The organism is Aneurinibacillus thermoaerophilus, assembly GCF_900099925.1.
In the GTDB taxonomy this organism is placed as follows: domain Bacteria; phylum Bacillota; class Bacilli; order Aneurinibacillales; family Aneurinibacillaceae; genus Aneurinibacillus; species Aneurinibacillus thermoaerophilus.
In genome coordinates this window covers 1-2,464 of sequence record NZ_FNDE01000079.1, presented here as the reverse complement: position 1 = coordinate 2,464, position 2,464 = coordinate 1, and the positions used below count along the sequence as shown (strand labels likewise).

7 protein-coding genes are annotated in these 2,464 nt (G+C 51.5%); all 7 read left to right on the top strand.

The window, feature by feature from the left end; translation table 11 throughout:
- On the top strand, positions 1-393 hold a 393-nt coding region (locus BLR88_RS19880; protein WP_217639411.1), incomplete at its 5' end, for a primase C-terminal domain-containing protein.
- Positions 390-611, top strand: a complete 222-nt coding sequence (locus BLR88_RS18620) for a hypothetical protein (RefSeq protein WP_091261602.1) — start codon at positions 390-392, stop codon at positions 609-611. The genes BLR88_RS19880 and BLR88_RS18620, both read left to right, overlap by 4 nt.
- Entirely contained in the window at positions 599-805 is a 207-nt protein-coding gene (locus tag BLR88_RS18615; protein WP_091261600.1) for a hypothetical protein, read from the top strand. The genes BLR88_RS18620 and BLR88_RS18615 overlap by 13 nt, the downstream gene beginning before the upstream one ends.
- Positions 774-926: a hypothetical protein gene (locus BLR88_RS19875; RefSeq protein WP_175493697.1), complete on the top strand. Its 153-nt coding sequence runs from the start codon at positions 774-776 to the stop codon at positions 924-926. Before BLR88_RS18615 ends, BLR88_RS19875 begins: the two co-directional genes overlap by 32 nt.
- A gap of 1 nt (position 927) precedes the next feature.
- Positions 928-1,386 carry a zinc-finger domain-containing protein gene (locus BLR88_RS18610; RefSeq protein ID WP_091261599.1) on the top strand — a complete coding sequence of 153 codons (459 nt, stop codon included), beginning with the start codon at positions 928-930 and terminating at the stop codon, positions 1,384-1,386.
- Positions 1,383-1,823 (top strand): RusA family crossover junction endodeoxyribonuclease, encoded by a 441-nt coding sequence (locus BLR88_RS18605; protein WP_091261597.1) that lies wholly within the window; start codon positions 1,383-1,385, stop codon positions 1,821-1,823. Before BLR88_RS18610 ends, BLR88_RS18605 begins: the two co-directional genes overlap by 4 nt.
- Before the next feature lie 18 nt (positions 1,824-1,841).
- Positions 1,842-2,372 carry a helix-turn-helix domain-containing protein gene (locus BLR88_RS18600; protein ID WP_091261595.1) on the top strand — a complete coding sequence of 177 codons (531 nt, stop codon included), beginning with the start codon at positions 1,842-1,844 and terminating at the stop codon, positions 2,370-2,372.
- The last annotated feature ends 92 nt before the right edge of the window (positions 2,373-2,464 follow it).

The window sequence follows — 2,464 nt, the reverse complement described above, 5'->3', positions numbered from 1 at the left end:
GCGTTCGAAGAACAGCAGAATCAACAAGGGGCAGGGAATGCACCGTCCGTAAATGGACAAGCTGAAGGTCCGAAAGCCAAGCTGTGCATGTGGAAAATCATGCAGGGGGTTGCAGAAGGTGGCCGGGACAACGCAGGACTGCGCGTGGTGACACATCTCAAGCATACCGGGCTGAATCCGCAGATGATTTGGATGGCACTGTCTGCATGGAACGAGGCAAACAAACCGCCGATGGATTTGGAGTCGTTAGAGCGTTTATACCGCCAGGGACTAGAACGGCCATATGACTTTGGTTGCCGGGACGAGGTGCTGCAGCAATACTGCGACAAGCGTTGTCGTCTCTGGAAAGAAGACTATGCCGTGAACAACGTAAGCAGGAGGATGAGTTCATGACAGAACTGGGAGAGATGCTGATGCAGGCGGTACCGGACGACGACCTACCGGAGCCAGTGGACACCTGCACGCAGGAGTACAAAACACTGCTGGAAAGAATCATGAAAGGCGCTGAATTCATCTCTACGATTGGACCTGACCACACACAGTGGGCGGCGGCCAACCGAAAATACGAGGCGCTATGTCGGGAGGCATTGAAATTGCGATGGACTTCCTGATCTATGAAACGCTCACACAGGGTATGTGCCCCTGCTGTCGGAGCCGGTTTTTCAATCAGTTGCCGGGAGAAGAGCGAGAAGAAGTGATGGATACAGCGATGCAGATCGACAGTATTTTGTCTCATGTGTACGGTGATTTTATCGAAACGGAGGAGATTCCAGATGGAAAAGAGACGTCGGAAGCCACAACCTAATCAGCGGCCCGTACTTTTCTCGCGAAAAATCACAGAATGGATGCGGAATGCAAATTCAGTTGGACGAACGAATGAGAATGCACTCGGCGGCGGCCGTCCGGCATGGAACGGGAGGAAGTAGGATGACCAGGCAGGAAAAACGAGCGCTTCGATTGCAGATATGCCGCACACTGGATGAGCATTGCGGCAACTGCGAGACCAAGAAACAGGCGCTGAAAGGAAAGAGTAGTAGCGCTTGGGACGCAGCTAGTCAAAACTTGCAGACATACTGCAATACGCAGTGCCCGGTCGGAAAACAACTACATGAGCTCGCTTCAAAGCTTACAGGCGAACTGATACGGCCGGAGCCGATTGAGATAAAGCCAGAGAAGAAAGCCCCGGTCAAACTTATGAAGGTTGTCTCGAAACCGCGCGAAGAGCTTACACCGGAAAGCTATATGCAAGATAGGGAAAAAGGATTGAAGGAGTGGCAGATTGCGATACAGTACGATATCAGTCCATCGGGACTTTATAGCCGGAAAAAGCGATGGAGAGAACAGGGACTACTTGCTGAGAACGAGCAACGGAGGAAGAAAGCATGATTCGGTTTACAGTCTACGGGGAGCCTGTGGCACAGGGTCGGCCACGAGCAACCACAATCAACGGCCACGTTCGGATGTATGACCCGGCGAAGTCCCGGCACTACAAAGAGTATGTTCGGTTGGCAGCGTCCGAGCATGCGCCAGCAACACTTCTAGAAGGTCCGTTGCAGTTGGTAGTGAATGTCTACCGGTCGATACCGAAGAGCTTCAGCAAGAAGAAAACAGCACAGGCAGAAGCCGGGGAGCTGCGACCGACCAGCAAGCCGGACGTGGACAACTACGTGAAGGCAATCAAGGACGCGCTCAACAAAGTGATTTGGAAGGATGACAGCCAGATTGTCAGCGTAACCGTCGCTAAGTTCTACAGCCAGAGGCCGCGTATCGAAGTGAAGGTTCAAGCATTGGAAGAGCAAGTTCAGCAGTTATCAATTATCTAAACGGGAGGAGAAGAAATTATGCCATACATCGAACTGAAAGGACTTGTGAAGAAAGTGAATCTGAAGCCAAACGGAGAAACGGAATACAAAGTCGATGACAAAGGCGTCGTGCATGAAGTAAAGCCGGAAGGAGAGCAATTAGAAGCCGATCTCGGTTTACCACCAGCGAAGATTCCGACCAAGGAAGAAAAGGAGAAGGCTGAGCGTGAAATCGTTGACGAGTTCATTCTCAGCGGTGTGGCTCCAAGCTATGACGAGCTGCCATATGACTTCGCTAACATCGTCAAACGCCATCTGGAAGGCGAGACATACTCAAAACTGGCATCTGAACTGAATATTTCGTCTGGCAAGATTGTAGACCTCATAGACGAGTACCGGAAGCGTGTGGCACCACTTGCTATGAAATGGTGGGAGTGGAAGCAAGGGAAAGAGCAGCCAAAACAGGAGGCTAAAGAGGAACCGAAAGCCGAGAAAGAGGACAAGCCTAGAAAGGATGGATCGGCAGCTGAGGACGACAAGGGAGAAGAGAAGCAGGATGATGTGGCGTGAAAAAAGCACGCTACTACCTGCTTAGTCGCAGAGAGAAAGGGTTTGGCTCTGCTCACGTTGTCTACCGATACGAACTCATCAGATGGAACGAC